The following is a 14,264-nucleotide window of genomic DNA, read 5'->3' as shown; positions in this document are numbered from 1 at the left end:
CACATGCCTATAGTGGTTAGACCTGAGGATATAAGATTGCCAAAGAAAAAACTGAAAAAGGATATTTTGTATAGGCTCGGGCTTAAGGAAGGCGAGCAAATAGGTCTTGAGGAAGGTCCATCCAAAAGATGGTTTCAAGTCTCATAGAAGGTAGGCTCGGCTATGTGCCAAACAAGGTAACTGATTTTGTTTAAAAAAACTTTTAGTTGCTGAAGACCTGCTCCACGCATTAAGATAGGAGTTCAATCTATAAACTCTACTTGAAGAATTTAGATATAACTCCAGTGATATATCCCACAAGAAGACCTATAAAGAAACTCAAAACCACCAAAAGCCCCAGAGGCATTGGAGGGACTATGTAGTATACATCTCCAAAGGTTGGCGTAAGCACAAGCACAACCCTTTCCTGATTGAGGAATACTATAGTGCCAGATATCCCTGCAGTTATTATAAGCAAAAGAAAAACCAAAAGCATCTTCATGGCAAACCTTCCTCCCTTTTAGCTATTTGTAGCCTTTTTAAAACTTCTTCCCTTGCAGTCCCGCCATAGGTTTTTCTCCTATCTGCTACCTTGTCCGGTGCTAAAAGTTCTAAGGCATCCTCTTGGTAAAGCTCAGAAAAACTCCTTAGCTCTTCAAGGGTAAGCTCCTCTGGTTTTTTACCCTTTTCAAGAAGGTAGGCGGTTATTGAGCCTGCGGTTTTATGTGCCTGCCTAAAGGGGACTCCTTTCAAGACCAAGTAATTGGCAAGGTCCGTCATGAGGGTAAAGCCTCCGCTTGCCTTTTCCATCCTGTCTGCCCTTATACTCATACCTTCTAACACAAGCGTCATACCTTCAATACAGTCCTTTATAGTCCTTAAGCTATCAAAGAGGGGTTCTTTGTCCTCTTGTAGGTCTCTGTTGTATGCCATGGGAAGACCCTTTAGGACCACCAAAAGGTTCATAAGATTTCCATAAAGCCTTCCAGTTTTGCCTCTTATTAGTTCAAGCACATCTGGGTTTTTCTTCTGGGGCATTATGGAGCTTCCAGTGCATAGCCTGTCGGGTAGGTCCACAAAGCCAAACTCCTCCGTAGACCAGATTATCAAGTCTTCTGAAAGCCTTGAAAGCTTCATGCCACAGACCGCACAGGCGTATAACACATCAAGGATAAAGTCCCTCTCTGCAGTTGCCTGCAGGGAATTTCTACAGAGCCTACCAAAGCCTAAGAGCTCTGCGGTATAAAACCTATCCAGTGGAAAGTCTACGCCTGCGGACGCTCCAGAGCCAAGGGGTAAACAATCCGCACTTCTATAGGCGTTCATAAACCTTTGCTCGTCGCTTAGAAACATCTCTCTGTAGGCAAGAAAGTAGTGAGCAAGCCTTATGGGTTGAGCCCTCTGAAGGTGAGTGTAGGAAGGCAGTAGGATATCTACGGACCTTTCCGCTAATTTCACGAGCTCTTTTCTGAGAGCTCTTAGACTTTGGATAACCTCTATTAGCTTGTCCTTTATGTATAGTCTTTCGTCGGTAGCCACTTGGTCGTTTCTACTTCTTGCGGTGTGTAGCTTTCCTCCCACTTCTCCAAGCCTTCTTATGAGCTCCGCCTCTATGTTCATATGCACATCTTCCAGCTCCTGCTTGAAGTCAAAACTTCCTTCCTTTATGTCCTTTTCTATGTCTTCAAGACCAAGAAGGAGTTTTTGAGCTTCTTCTTCTGTAAGCACTCCAGCCTTTTGTAGGGTCTTTACGTGGGCTTTGCTTTGTTTTATATCCCACAGGGCAAGCTCCTTGTCAAAACTTACCGACTGGGTAAACCTCTCCACAAACTCCTCTGTTTTTTCTTTAAACCTGCCTTCCCAAGGCTTTTGCATGGGAAAATTATAAGCTCAATTTCTTTAAGAGTAAAAGCCCTCTTACTGCTAAAAAGAGCACGGGCAGTTCTACCAAGGGTCCTATCACCAAGGCAAGGGCTATAAGAGGTTCGTTCTCAAAGGCGGTAAGGGCTATAGCCAAAGCTATGGGTGAGTTCCTTGCCATTAGGGTAAGGGTCAAGCTGGCAGTGTTTTGGTAGCTCCTGAGTAAAAGGCGTCCAAGAAAAACACCTACTAAAAAGGCAAAGAGAAAGAAGATAAGAAGAGGTGGAAGCATTTTCAAGAGCAAAAAGGGGTTGTGGGTTATAGCCTGACCTTGAGAGGCAAACATGGATACGATGGCAATAAAGAGAAAAAGGCTTTGGAAATTCACTAAGAAGGAAAGCCTCTCCGAAAACCTTAACCTTCTGAGGGCTTGGGCAGTAAGAAGGGGCAACACTATCACAAAGGCTATGCTTTCCAAAATAGACCAGAGGTTAACAAAGCCTTCCTTAGAAAAGAATAGCTCCAGATAAAAGGGTAAAAGGGCTACCTGCATAAAAAAGTTCACAGGAAGTATGGAGGTGCTAAGGGGTAGGTTTCCGCCTGCCATGGCGGTGAAGATAAGATACCAGTCAGTGCAAGGAGTGACTAAGAGCATCACAAAGCCTATCCAGAGGGCTGTATTTTCCCTTAGGAATATATACCCAAGAAGATATGCAACCGCAGGAGTAATGAGAAAGTTAACCATTAGGCTTATAAGGAAAAACCTACGGTTCCTGTAAGCATCTAACACTTCTCTAAAGGGCATGCCAAGAAATAGACCAAAGAGCATAAGAACCAAGGAGGGCGTTATAAGGTAGCCAGAGATTTCCCTTATAACCTCAAACCTACTCAAATACAAACCTAAAAGGACTGCAAAGATGACCCAAAGGCTTTGAAACTTGACAAGAAAACTCATAACCTGTTAAAAGCCTACCACAGCCTTTCTTGAGATAATCTGACGCATATCACAAAAACAATCCACACAAAAGCCTAAAATTTACTTGAACTTAAAAAGGAGGCAGGTATGTGGCGAGTTTTGTATACAGGTCAAAGACCTCACTATGAGAACATAGCACTTGATAGGATAATGCTGGACTTAATGTCCGAAGGTAAAATTCCACCCACTATAAGGTTTTTGCAGTTTAAACCTGAGTGCGTGCTTGTGGGCTTTCATCAAGCTGTGGAGCAAGAGGTAAGGCTTGAATATACACAAAGAGAGGGCATAGAGGTAGGAAGAAGGATAACAGGCGGTGGTGCCATATACTTTGACGAAACGCAGATAGGTTGGGAGGTTATAGCCACCACCGACCAGCTTGGAAACCTTAGCTACGAAGAGCTTACAAGGAAAATATGCACCGGTGTGGCAAAGGGACTTCAAAAACTTGGAATAAGGGCGGAGTTTAGACCAAGAAATGACATAGAGGTGGAGGGCAGAAAGATATCTGGCACAGGTGGAGTTTTTGAAGGCAGAGCTTTCCTATATCAAGGAACGGTGCTTATGGACTTTAACGTGGAAAGGATGCTAAAGTCCCTGCAGATTCCTGTGGAAAAGCTCACCTCAAAGGGTATAAAATCCGCAGAGGACAGGGTTGAGTGGGTAAAGAGGGCTTTGGGGTATCTGCCTCCCAAGGAAGAGGTTTTTTCCGCACTCCTTGAGGGTCTAAGGGAAGAACTCAACATTGAATTTGAGTGGGGAGACCTTACACAGGAGGAGATAAGGCTACTTGAAGAAAAAAGGGACTATTTTAGAAGTGATGATTGGGTCTATCATGTAAAGAAGGCACCTGAAGATAGTGAAATGCTCTATGGCATATACAGATGCCCTGGTGGAACCTTTAGGGTTTCCGCCAAGGTGGACCTGCAGAGCAAGGTCCTCCAACAGGTAATAATAAACGGAGACTTTTTCGTGAGACCTCAAAGGCTCATATACGACCTTGAGGCTTATCTAAAGCACACACCCATAGTGGATGTGGAAAAGAGAATAAGGGAGTTCTTCTCTCAAAGGGACTGGGAAGGGCTAAACCTTACAGTGGATGACCTTGTAGAGGCTGTGCTTTTCCCTCTGCGGAAAATAGAGGGAATAGACTTGGGTATAGAAAAAAAAAGACTGAATAACATAATAGCGTCCATAGGTGGTGGGCTTATAGAAAACATAGAAAAGGCTAAGGTTATGCTTCTGCCTTACTGTGCCAAGCCTCGCTGGTGCGACTATAGACATCTTGACGACTGTGGGGAGTGTGGAGGTTGCACGGTAGGAGATGCCTACAGGCTCGCTTACCAAAAGGGCATGATACCTATTACTATAACCTCCTTTGAGCTTTTGAGGGATACGCTCCTTTGGTGTGCTCAGAATGGATACACTTACATAGGACACTGCTGTTATGAGTTTTACGAAAAGCGGTATGAGATATTCAGAAGGGCTTTTCAAGAAGGTGCCAAGGGTGTGCTTTTTGATATAGTAGGGACCACTTGCTACAGTCTTGGAGTGGAAGAGGAAGAAAAGGCATATCATGGAGAGTTTACAGTGGAGCTTGACCTCATAAAAGAAGACCTCTACAAGAGCCTTTCCATAAAGGAAGATGTGAAAGAAGGAACTGGTAAAAGGGAGCTTAGCTTTGACTTTTCACCTTACCTTGTGGACTTTAAACCCTCCTATTACAAAAAGCCTAAGGCAGTGCCGACGCCTGAGGAGGACAGGACAAGAACCTCTATGCAAAGGGAAGTTTTCCTCGGGGAGGCAACCATAGGAGAAGAAGTCCTTAGCTACCAGCAAGCCTTTGAAACCCTTGCAAAGTGGATAAGGGAGTCGGAAAGACCCACGCTGGTGGTGGGACCCTTGCTCTTTTGGGACTTTGGAGATAAGGAGCTACAAAACAAGGCAAGGCTTGTAAGGGAACTGATAGAAAAGGTTGGGAAGTTTAATGTAAAGGTCTTGCCTGACTACAGACCAAAGCTCAAAAAGTATGACCCTACAGTGGAGATGGACCCACCAAACCCACACCATGCGGTCCTGCACGGGAAACACGACCTAACGGTGCTTGTGGGAGTCCATTGCTACAGGACAGACTTTGTAATAAGGCTTTTGAAAAAGCACACGGACACCAAAGTGGTTGCCCTTTGCGGTCTTTATGGACATCCTACTGCGGACTTGTCTACGAGCTTCACTGATGCGGAGAAGTTGGAAACTTTGCTTAAGCTTTTGTGAAAATTTGCAACTGTTATGGATTTGATATAATTTACCCTTCGCAACTTTGCAAAGGCATTAGGCATATATTGGTCTGATTATGATTAAAATTATTGAGCAGAGGTTTACACAGGAGGAAAAAGAGCTTGTCCTTGAGATATTGGAAAGTGGACAGATAACAAGGGGTAAGTGGACTTCTCTCTTTCAAGAGGAGTTTGCCAAATACCTTGGTGTAAAGCATGTATTTACTGTTTGCTCTGGAACTGTGGCTCTCTTTATAGCTTTGAAGGCTCTTGGTGTTGAGGGAAAAAGGGTAATAGTCCCTGCTATGAGTTTTATGGCAACCATTGATGCGGTCTATCTTGCGGGTGGTGTGCCAGTGGTGGTGGATGTGGACAATTACTATACCATGGACCCTGAGCAACTTGAGGATGCGGTAAAAAAATACAGACCAAAGGTGGTTATACCCGTGCATCTATACGGACAGACTGCGGATATGGACGCCATTATGTGGCTCTCTGAAAGATATGGCTTTTATGTGCTTGAAGATTCCGCTCAAGCTCACGGAGCTCTTTGGAAGGGCAAAAGGGCTGGCTCTCTCGGGCATATTTCCGCCTTTAGCTTTTATGCCTCCAAGAACCTACCTATGGGAGAAGGTGGTGCAATAGCCACAAACAGTGACAAACTCGCTAAAGAGATTAAAAAGTGGATAGACTTTGGAGACCACCCTGCCTTTAATGTTAGGATAACCGAGTTTCAAGCAGGCATAGGATACCTTATGCTAAAAAGGCTTGAAGAGCACAACCAAAAAAGAAGGGAGAATGCATTTAAGTATATGCAATCCTTAAACGGCGGCTTTGTCCATCCTGTGGAAAGAGAAGGAGCATACCACGTATACCATCTTTATACCCTAAGGCATCCCAACAGAGACGCCATAGTGGAAAAACTAAGAGAAAAGGGTGTGGACGCAAGGGTCTATTATAGCTATCTTTTGCACCAGCTAAGAGGCGCAGAGCACTTACCCACACCGAATGCAGAAAAATTCAGAAAAGAAGTCTTTTCCATACCAGTCCATCCCTACCTTACCGAGGAAGAGATAAACTTTATCACAGAAAGCCTTATGGTTGAGGTTGGGTTAGCTCCGAACCCCTTATGTTGAAGATAGCCATTTCAACACAGCTTTAGTTTTTACTGTTTTTTAAAAGTCAAAACAAATATAATCGTCAACTGTGTTTTAATATTTAGACCATGAGAGTTTTAAGCGGTATGAGACCTACAGGTAAACTGCACCTTGGGCATTACTTTGGTGTGATAAAAAACTGGGTAAAACTCCAAGAGGAGCACGAAACCTTTTATATGGTGGCGGACTGGCATGCCCTCACTACAGGCTATAAAAGGGTAGAGGAGATACCTCAAAACATAGAAGATATGCTAATAGACTGGCTTACTTTAGGCATTGACCCAAAAAAGAGTGTGGTATTTCAACAATCAAAGGTAAAGGAACACGCGGAGCTTTTCCTCATATTTTCCATGATAACACCCAAGAGCTGGCTTGAGTGGAACCCCACTTACAAAGATACTAAGTATAACCTCCTTAGAATTGCGGACCTTAGCCTTATGTTTAAAGGTGGTATTAGAGACCACGTAAAGACCCTTGTGGCAAAACTTCCTTACAAGGTTGAGGACCTTGACGCTCTTGAGGAGCTCCTTCTTGACACCATATCTGACGCTCTTATAACCGCTCTCTTTGAGGGATATCTGGATAAGGAAATGTTTAAGGAACTCAATGTCTCAAAGAGGGACTTTTACGACACGGACACTTACGGCTTTTTAGGCTACCCCGTGCTTCAGGCAGTGGACATACTCATATACAAGGCTCAGGCAGTCCCTGTGGGAGAAGACCAGCTACCTCACATAGAACTCTCAAGGGAAATAGCAAGAAGGTTTAATCACCTATACGGAGAAACCTTTCCAGAGCCTCAGGCTATACTCACAGAAACTCCAAGGCTTCCAGGCACAGATGGAAGGAAGATGAGCAAGTCTTATAACAATGCCATATACTTTGCGGACAGCGAAGAAGAGGTAAAGAAGAAAGTCATGAGCTTTTACACAGACCCACAAAAGCTAAGAAGAGGAGACCCCGGAAGACCAGAGATATGCCCTGTGTTTTTCTACCATAAGATTTTCTCTCCATCAGAAAGAACTCAAGAAATAGAAAGGGAATGCAAAAGTGGTAAACTTGGATGCGTGGACTGTAAAAAAATCATGCTTGAGGGTCTTGAGGCTTTTCTTAAACCTATCAGAGAAAAAAGAGAACAAGTTGCCAAAGACAGGGAGCTTCTTATACATATACTTGAGGAAGGCTCAGAAAAGGCAAGACAGATAGCCAAAGAAACTATGGAAGAAGTGAGATTAAAAACAAGAGTGGGATGACCTACATACTTCTGGCAATCCTTCTCTTTGCAGTATATATACTGGTTGCAGAGCTTTATCCTATAAGGTTTTTTAAGGTTGAAAAGGTAAATAAGACGAGTTTCCCAGAGCTACCACCTGTATATTTGTATTCTTTTGAGCTCCATATCCATACACAGTTTTCCTACGACTCTCTTGGAAAACCAGAGGACCTAAAAAAGGCTTCAAGGGAAGAAGATATAGATTTTCTCATAATTACAGACCACGACAACGACCATATAAAATACTTTGCGGATGAGGGCATAATAGCGGGTAAGGAAGTAAAGATTACAGATGAAAAGGGTAGAGTGCTTGGAGATATTCTTGAAGTGGGAGACCTAAAAGTGGTAGCACATCCCTTCAAGGAAAAATACAAATGGCGTCTACCACTTCCAGAAGATTATCTTTTTGAGCTAATAGACCTAAAGGATGCTCTGCTTGAGAGAAAAATGCTCCTTTTCTTTCTCCTGCCTTACATAACTCTAAGGTCTTTAATCTCCATAAACTTGGCTTTGAACTTTATAAAGAGGCTTGTGGACATAAAAAGATACGCTCTTATGTATATGAAGATGGGTATAAAAAATCCAATAGTTGCAGGGCTTGACCACCATGTAAAGGTATACATAAGGGAAGTGGGCATAAGGTTTTTGTTTCCAAACTATACGCACAGTTTTAGGATTCTACGCAACTTTCTCATAAGCAGTAAAAGGATAGAAAGCAAAGAGGACTTCCTTAAGGAGCTCAAGAGAGGTAAAGGGGTAATCTCCTTTAGTAAAAAGTCCACCCTCTTCTGGCAGGAGGGTTCATGGCTCAAAATCCTTCCACCAACTAACTGCTTACTTTTAGTTTTGGAAAAGGAAAGGGAAAAGTCATACTTAGGCTCATACTTTGAGCTACCAATTCCCTCTGAAAATAGCCTATTTCTCGGCTATACTTATAAATTCAGACTATGGAACTTTTACTTTGGGCTTGTGCCACTTTTTATATTTTCTTTTAGGGAGGATAAGCATGCAAGAGCTACCGCTTCCTGAGGAGATAAAGGAGAAGATCCTACAGAAGGTTTCAAACAAAGCCTTGGCTCTAAAAGCCTTTGAATACATAAAGTTAGTCAAAAGGGAAGATGGAAGTCTGTGGGTCAAAGAAGAGTTTGAGGATATCAACAATCACGCCTTGTGGTTTATGGTCTTGGCTTGTGTAAACTATGCACAGAGGCTAATAAGAGGAGAGGAGATAGACTAATGCCTTGGAATGTGATAGTGAGGAAAAAATTTAGCTGGGCTCACTTTCTAACAGACTATCATGGTGCTCCAGAGCCTATTCATGGACACACATGGATGGTAGAGGTGCACATAAGGGCGGACAAGGTGGATGCAGGCGGTATGGGCTACGATTTCTTGGAGGTTGACGCCTTCTTGAGAGAGCTATTGCCAGACTACAGGCTTTTGAACGAGTTTGTGGACTTCTCTCCAAGTGCGGAGAATATGGCAAAGTGGATTTATGAGAAGGTCAAAGAAAAATACCCCACAGTCTCCAAGGTTGTGGTTTGGGAAAAGGAAGACTGTGGGGCGGAGTATTGGGAAGATTAACAGTTGACGCAGTGTTTCTCTTTTGCTTCCCTTGCCTTCTTTGCCGTTTCTGGGTCGTAGGCTTTACCTTGCCAGAGCATCTGATAGACCACTTCGTAGGTGCTTTCTGCAAGCTCTGTTAGCTCCTTAAAGAGCTTTTTAAAGCCTTCGCTTCTGTGGGATTCTTCGTGGTCTTCCAAGGACCTCCAGAAGGTAATGATAAGCACTTCTCTGTTTTTGAGTGGGTGCTCTGTGGTCTGACCTGCGGTTGAGCCCTCAAGGGATACACCGCCAGTGTTGAGTGCCACAAAACCTCCGTAAAAGCCCGTGTCTGAGTGGTAAGTCTTCACATGCTCGCACAAATATGCCACCTTTTCCGCCACATCGTCAATGGTAACACCCTCTTTGAGCACCACGTAGTTAATATTAACCACTGCATCCTCTGGAACATCCACTATATAGTTTCCATACATGTTAGCACCTCCTAAGAGTTTTAAAGTGTATTACAATATAATGAAATTCTTAATAAAAGACTATGCGTTAAATCATAAATATTGACACTCAATATCCCTCATATGCCCTTTCATAGAGCCTTTGCACGTCCTCAAGGGTAGGCTCTACGGGGTTTATGGCAAACAAGCCTCTTGAGAGCATATACACATCCTCTGTAAGCCTTTCAAGTTTTTCCTTTTCCACGCCAAGGTCTTTTAGGCTAAGTCTCATACCAACCCTTTCTAAGAAGTCCTCAAGGGCTTTTACTGCCATGTGAGGCTTTGGCTCATAACCCATAAGCTCTGCAAAGAGGGCGTATTTTTGTGGATTTCCTTTGTAATTAAAGTCTGTGATGGCAACCGCCAAAGCGGAAAGACCTTCTCCATGAGCTACCTGAGGGTAGTGGGCGGACACGGGATGCTCCATGCCATGTATGAGGGCTACCCTTTTTCTGTCTATGGCAATGCCTGCGAGCATGCTTGCATAACTCATATAAGACCTTGCCTGAAGATTTTCTGGCTCTTCTATGGCAATAGGTAGCCACTGCTTTATAAGGCTTATGGCTCTTATGGCAAACTCTTCTGCGAAGGTATTGGAAAGTTTGTTGGTAAGGGATTCAAGGGCATGCATAAGGGCGTCTATGCCGGTTATGGCGGTAAGCCTTGCGTTCATACTTACAGTCAAGGATGGGTCTATTATGGCTACCCTTGGGTAGTTTAAGGAGTGAGATATAACCAGCTTCTCCTTTCTTATGGGGTTTGAAAGAACCGCATACCTGTTTACCTCGCTTCCCGTGCCTGCAGTGGTAGGAATGCATATCACAGGTCTATTCAAGAAGGGTATGAGCCTTGGACCTTCAGGATAGTTCACATAGTCCCAGGCGTAGCCTTCATTGGAAGAAACTATGGATATGGCTTTTGCACTGTCAAGACTGCTACCTCCACCAAGACCCACAATGTAGTCTATCTTTTCCCTTACCACAAGCTCACTTGCCTTGTTTACGCTCTTATCTGTAGGGTTTGGCTCAATTTCGTCAAATACCAGAACTTCTTCCGCACCGTTTCTTCTAAGGGATTCAATCACCCTTTGAAGAGAGCCATTCTCCTTTGAGCTTTTCCTTCCAGTGACTATGAGCACTCTGTAGCCAAAGCGTTTACCAACCTCTCCCACCTTGTCTACAGAACCTATACCAAAGATTATCTCAACGGGTAGATAAAACTCAAAGTTCATGCCTCTGTTATGTCTTCTCTTTGAATTTCCATCTCCTCTGGTATGGTTGCCTCAAAGGTAAAGGCGGGGTATGTGGGCACTATGCCTTCCTCTTCTGCCTTTTCCGCACAATGTGCATGGTATCTTGTCCAAGGTATAGCCAAGAGTCTCTCAAAGGGTATCTCTTCGTTGCAGTATTCACATATGCCGTATGTTCCTGCCTGCATCTTGTTGAGGGCGTGTTCAATTTCTCTAATAAGGAAAAACTCTCTTGAGGACAGGGTATCAAGAAGTTCCTGCGTGTAGGTCATCTGACCTATGTCTTCTAAGTCTCCTGGTTCCTTTACCTCTTCCTCAATGCGTGCCTGTGTGTCTTCTTTCTTTTTGTAGCGTTCAAGAAGTTTTGCCTTCTCCTCCAAGAGCTTTTCTCTCAAAAGTTCAAGCTGTTCTTTACTTAGCATATTAGCCCTCCTTAAAAAGGAATTCAAAATAATATATGCTAAAATTTTTTCTCATGTATTCCATTTTACACAAGCACAAGGGCATAACAGTAGCTATAATAGCCTTAGCTACCGCCGGCTTTTTCCTTTGGCTCTTCTTCGCAGGAGGCGTCGGTGATATAACTTCTCCTTCTAAGAGGTGTGTGGTGGAGGTAGGCTCAGGGTGTATAACCCTTAAGGACTACAGAAGGGAGCTTTTGAGGTTTTCCGACCTTTTGCAAAACCCACAGATGGAAGAGCTAATAAGGGAGCAAGTTATCTCTAACCTTATAGCCCAAGAGCTACTTTATCAAAAGGCAAAGAGCCTATCTTTTATTGCAAGTGATGAAGAGGTGGTTGAAGTTATAAAGTCTGACCCCTCCTTTCAAGAGGGTGGACTTTTTAGCTCTTCCAAATACAGAGAGGTGCTCTCAAGGATAGGTATGACGCCAAAGGAATATGAAGAATACATAAGAAAACTGCTTAGCATTCAAAAACTCCTTAGCTTTCTAACCAACGGTGTTTATCTTACAGAGAAGGAATTGGAAATAAACCTTCTTGCGGACAGCACTCTTCTGAGCGGTAGTCTCTACCTTATAACCTCTGCGGATGTATCCCAAAAATACAAGCCTACAGAACAAGAGCTATTGGAGTATTACCAGAAGAACAAAGAGCTTTTCAAAAGACCAGAAGGAAAAGTAGTCTGGGTGTGGAGAGAAAAGGATAAGGAGAAGGCACTGTCTATTTATAACAATCTAAAGGCTGGAAAAGAAGCAGAAGGCTATCAAGAATACAAATTGCCAGAGGACTTTCAGAAGATGGGCGGTCTTCTTGAGAAAGAAGCTCAAAGGCTCAACCCTCAGGAAAGGGTAAGCATTACAAAAGAGGGTGAGGATTATGTGGTTCTGTATCTCAAGCAGGTTATCCCTGCAGGTTATGAGGATTTTGAAAAGGTAAAGGAAAAGGTAAAGGAAAAACTCGTAGAGGAAAAGTCTCTATCTTTGGTAGAGCAAAAGGCACAGGAAGTTGCCAGGCTCTTGAAGGAGGGGAAAAAGCCAGAGGCGAGATTTCTAAACTTTTCTGACACTCCAGCCCTTCAGCTTAATGCGGTTGTCAACATAGACCAAAAGGATATGGTTCGTATAGTGCTATCTCAAGATAGGGTCTTTGGTCCTTACCCTCTCAGACAGGGCTATGGTGTAGTGTTTGTGGAAAATAGAAGCAGAAGGGAACTAAAGCCAGAAGAAAAGGAAGAGGTGGTCAAGGACATACTTAGTCTTAAATCTCAGGCAATACTAAACCAGTATGTGGAATATTTGAAAAGGAACACTAAAATACGCATAAACAAAGAATTACTTGGAGGTGGATAAGATGGAGAAAAAGTGGAGAACCGCCATAACACAACATGTGGGTCATGAGACCTACATAAGGGGCTATAGGCTCTTGGACCTTGTGGGGAACTTGAGCTTTGCGCAGGCTATATACCTCATTCTCAAAGGTGAGCTTCCTAACGAGAAAGAGTCCAAGATGATGGAAGCCATATTCGTCTCTATTATAGACCATGGCATAGCACCACCTTCTGTTATATCTGCAAGGGCGGTCGCTTCTGGTGGAAACTCGCTCAATGTGGGAGTTGCGGCAGGTGTGCTTGCTTTTGGCTCCGCTCATGGTGGTGCTCTTGAGGATGCCATGAGGTTTATACAAGAGGGTGTGGCAAGTCAAAGGAGCGTGGAAGATATAGTAAGAGAGTATCTTGAGGCAAAAAGACCCATACCCGGCTATGGACATAGATACTACAAAGACTTTGACCCAAGAACAAAGAGGCTTATGGATATAGCCAAAGAGCTTGGCTTTTATGGCAAACACTGTGAGTTTGCGGAAGCGGTCCAAGAGGAAATTGGCAGGCAAAAGGGTAAAAGGCTGGTTCTTAATGTGGATGGAGGCATTGCTGCAGTGGCTTCGGAGATGGGTTTTGATTGGAGGCTCGGAAAGGGCTTTTTCATAATAGGAAGGGTGCCGGGGCTTGTTGCACATGTTTATGAAGAACTCACCACGGAAAAGCCCTTCTCCAAAAGGCTTGATGAGGAAACGGAGACCGAGTATACTGGCGTGCCACCAAGGGAGCTACCTCCAGAGTTCAAAAGGATATGAAGATACAAGAGAACATATTAAGGATCTACAAGTTTTTTACTGGAATAGTCTTTAACATCACTATAGTAATACTTCTCTTCTCACTTTTTGTAGGCTTGGGAAGGACCATTTTAGAACTTGGTTTTGTATTCACTGAGGAAACAGTAAGGCTTAGTATAAAGGACTTGGTCACCAACGTGCTGTCTATAGTTATACTCCTTGAACTGGTAAGGGCTTTTGTGGACTACTTTGAACACGAAAGGGTTAGAATTGAAATACTCATAGAAATAGCCATAGCCTTTATGATAAGAGAGCTTATGATATATATCTTCGCTGGGAATCTTAAGGGGACTGATGTGGTCCTCTGGACCCTTGGTATAGCCCTTCTTGTGGGTGCAAGGACCCTAACGGTGATATATAAACCCACCAAGTGAGCCTACACTTCGTATATGATGTCAAGAAGCTCGCTGGCTTTTTGTGGGTCTATTTCCTTTAGCTTTTTGTATACCTCCCTTGCTTGTGAAACCTTTCCAGCTCTTGTGTAGGCAACTCCCAGCTTAAAAAGAAGCTCTGGGTCTTGTGGCTTTTCTTCTATCTCCTTTTTCAAGTCCTCTATGAACTTCTCCAATAGACCCTCTCCCATTTTGCTAAAAATACCCTTATAACCCTTTTCCATCATAGCCTTGCTCCATGAAACCTGTAGTTAAGACTACGTATCCTCTCCAAGTTTTCTAAAATTATATCCTCCACGAAGGGATTGTATGATATGACCACAACACTTAACCCAAAGCCACCTTCCTCAAGCAGTCTTCTTGAAGTGTAAAGGAACTCCCTAAGCACTTCGTCCTTTTCTATCTCAAAGGGTGCTCCAAGGAA

17 protein-coding genes are annotated in these 14,264 nt (G+C 43.5%); 9 read left to right on the top strand and 8 right to left on the bottom strand.

Annotated elements, in window-relative coordinates:
- Positions 1–256 precede the first annotated feature (256 nt).
- The 3 genes from WKI49_00725 to WKI49_00715 are packed head-to-tail and all read right to left on the bottom strand — an operon-like array spanning position 257 to position 2,794.
- Entirely contained in the window at positions 257–481 is a 225-nt protein-coding gene (locus WKI49_00725) for a hypothetical protein (protein ID MEJ7621022.1), read from the bottom strand.
- A complete protein-coding gene (gene argH, locus WKI49_00720; protein MEJ7621021.1) occupies positions 478–1,854 on the bottom strand; it encodes an argininosuccinate lyase in 1,377 nt (458 codons plus the stop codon). The genes WKI49_00725 and argH overlap by 4 nt, the downstream gene beginning before the upstream one ends.
- Before the next feature lie 7 nt (positions 1,855–1,861).
- Positions 1,862–2,794, bottom strand: a complete 933-nt coding sequence (locus WKI49_00715; protein ID MEJ7621020.1) for a hypothetical protein — start codon at positions 2,792–2,794, stop codon at positions 1,862–1,864.
- A 108-nt stretch (positions 2,795–2,902) separates the two neighbouring features.
- Between WKI49_00715 and WKI49_00710 the strand changes: the two genes are divergently transcribed.
- The 6 genes from WKI49_00710 (at position 2,903) to WKI49_00685 (ending at position 9,099) form a co-directional block, all read left to right on the top strand.
- Positions 2,903–5,083: a carbon monoxide dehydrogenase beta subunit family protein gene (locus tag WKI49_00710; protein MEJ7621019.1), complete on the top strand. Its 2,181-nt coding sequence runs from the start codon at positions 2,903–2,905 to the stop codon at positions 5,081–5,083.
- A gap of 79 nt (positions 5,084–5,162) precedes the next feature.
- Positions 5,163–6,221 carry a DegT/DnrJ/EryC1/StrS family aminotransferase gene (locus WKI49_00705; GenBank protein ID MEJ7621018.1) on the top strand — a complete coding sequence of 353 codons (1,059 nt, stop codon included), beginning with the start codon at positions 5,163–5,165 and terminating at the stop codon, positions 6,219–6,221.
- Positions 6,222–6,310: 89 nt separating this feature from the next.
- The gene (gene trpS / locus WKI49_00700) at positions 6,311–7,495 is read left to right on the top strand and encodes a tryptophan--tRNA ligase (GenBank protein MEJ7621017.1); all 1,185 of its coding nucleotides are present in this window, start codon (positions 6,311–6,313) and stop codon (positions 7,493–7,495) included.
- Positions 7,492–8,544, top strand: a complete 1,053-nt coding sequence (locus WKI49_00695; protein ID MEJ7621016.1) for a hypothetical protein — start codon at positions 7,492–7,494, stop codon at positions 8,542–8,544. Before trpS ends, WKI49_00695 begins: the two co-directional genes overlap by 4 nt.
- Entirely contained in the window at positions 8,522–8,752 is a 231-nt protein-coding gene (locus WKI49_00690; protein MEJ7621015.1) for a hypothetical protein, read from the top strand. Before WKI49_00695 ends, WKI49_00690 begins: the two co-directional genes overlap by 23 nt.
- Positions 8,752–9,099, top strand: coding sequence for a 6-carboxytetrahydropterin synthase (locus WKI49_00685; GenBank protein MEJ7621014.1), 348 nt, complete (start codon positions 8,752–8,754; stop codon positions 9,097–9,099). Before WKI49_00690 ends, WKI49_00685 begins: the two co-directional genes overlap by 1 nt.
- On the opposite strand, the gene WKI49_00680 is transcribed toward WKI49_00685, so the two are convergent.
- From WKI49_00680 to WKI49_00670, 3 genes are all read right to left on the bottom strand, one after another.
- Positions 9,096–9,551 (bottom strand): ligand-binding protein SH3, encoded by a 456-nt coding sequence (locus WKI49_00680; protein ID MEJ7621013.1) that lies wholly within the window; start codon positions 9,549–9,551, stop codon positions 9,096–9,098. The two genes, WKI49_00685 and WKI49_00680, sit on opposite strands and share 4 nt — an antisense overlap.
- 88 nt (positions 9,552–9,639) lie before the next feature.
- Positions 9,640–10,800: an iron-containing alcohol dehydrogenase gene (locus WKI49_00675; GenBank protein ID MEJ7621012.1), complete on the bottom strand. Its 1,161-nt coding sequence runs from the start codon at positions 10,798–10,800 to the stop codon at positions 9,640–9,642.
- Positions 10,797–11,240, bottom strand: a complete 444-nt coding sequence (locus tag WKI49_00670; GenBank protein ID MEJ7621011.1) for a TraR/DksA family transcriptional regulator — start codon at positions 11,238–11,240, stop codon at positions 10,797–10,799. Before WKI49_00670 ends, WKI49_00675 begins: the two co-directional genes overlap by 4 nt.
- A gap of 53 nt (positions 11,241–11,293) precedes the next feature.
- Between WKI49_00670 and WKI49_00665 the strand changes: the two genes are divergently transcribed.
- The 3 genes from WKI49_00665 to WKI49_00655 are packed head-to-tail and all read left to right on the top strand — an operon-like array spanning position 11,294 to position 13,822.
- Positions 11,294–12,628: a peptidylprolyl isomerase gene (locus WKI49_00665; GenBank protein ID MEJ7621010.1), complete on the top strand. Its 1,335-nt coding sequence runs from the start codon at positions 11,294–11,296 to the stop codon at positions 12,626–12,628.
- A gap of 1 nt (position 12,629) precedes the next feature.
- Positions 12,630–13,409 carry a citryl-CoA lyase gene (locus WKI49_00660; GenBank protein ID MEJ7621009.1) on the top strand — a complete coding sequence of 260 codons (780 nt, stop codon included), beginning with the start codon at positions 12,630–12,632 and terminating at the stop codon, positions 13,407–13,409.
- Positions 13,406–13,822, top strand: coding sequence for a phosphate-starvation-inducible PsiE family protein (locus WKI49_00655; protein ID MEJ7621008.1), 417 nt, complete (start codon positions 13,406–13,408; stop codon positions 13,820–13,822). The genes WKI49_00660 and WKI49_00655 overlap by 4 nt, the downstream gene beginning before the upstream one ends.
- Before the next feature lie 2 nt (positions 13,823–13,824).
- Here WKI49_00655 and WKI49_00650 read toward each other — a convergent pair whose 3' ends face one another.
- Together WKI49_00650 and WKI49_00645 are read right to left on the bottom strand one after the other, a co-directional pair.
- Entirely contained in the window at positions 13,825–14,067 is a 243-nt protein-coding gene (locus tag WKI49_00650) for a tetratricopeptide repeat protein (protein MEJ7621007.1), read from the bottom strand.
- A partial coding sequence (locus WKI49_00645; GenBank protein MEJ7621006.1) for a hypothetical protein occupies positions 14,064–14,264 on the bottom strand: 201 nt, incomplete at its 5' end. The genes WKI49_00650 and WKI49_00645, both read right to left, overlap by 4 nt.

This window comes from Aquificaceae bacterium, assembly GCA_037722135.1.
Taxonomy (GTDB): domain Bacteria; phylum Aquificota; class Aquificia; order Aquificales; family Aquificaceae; genus Pampinifervens; species Pampinifervens sericum.
This window is presented reverse-complemented; position numbering and strand designations above follow the sequence as displayed.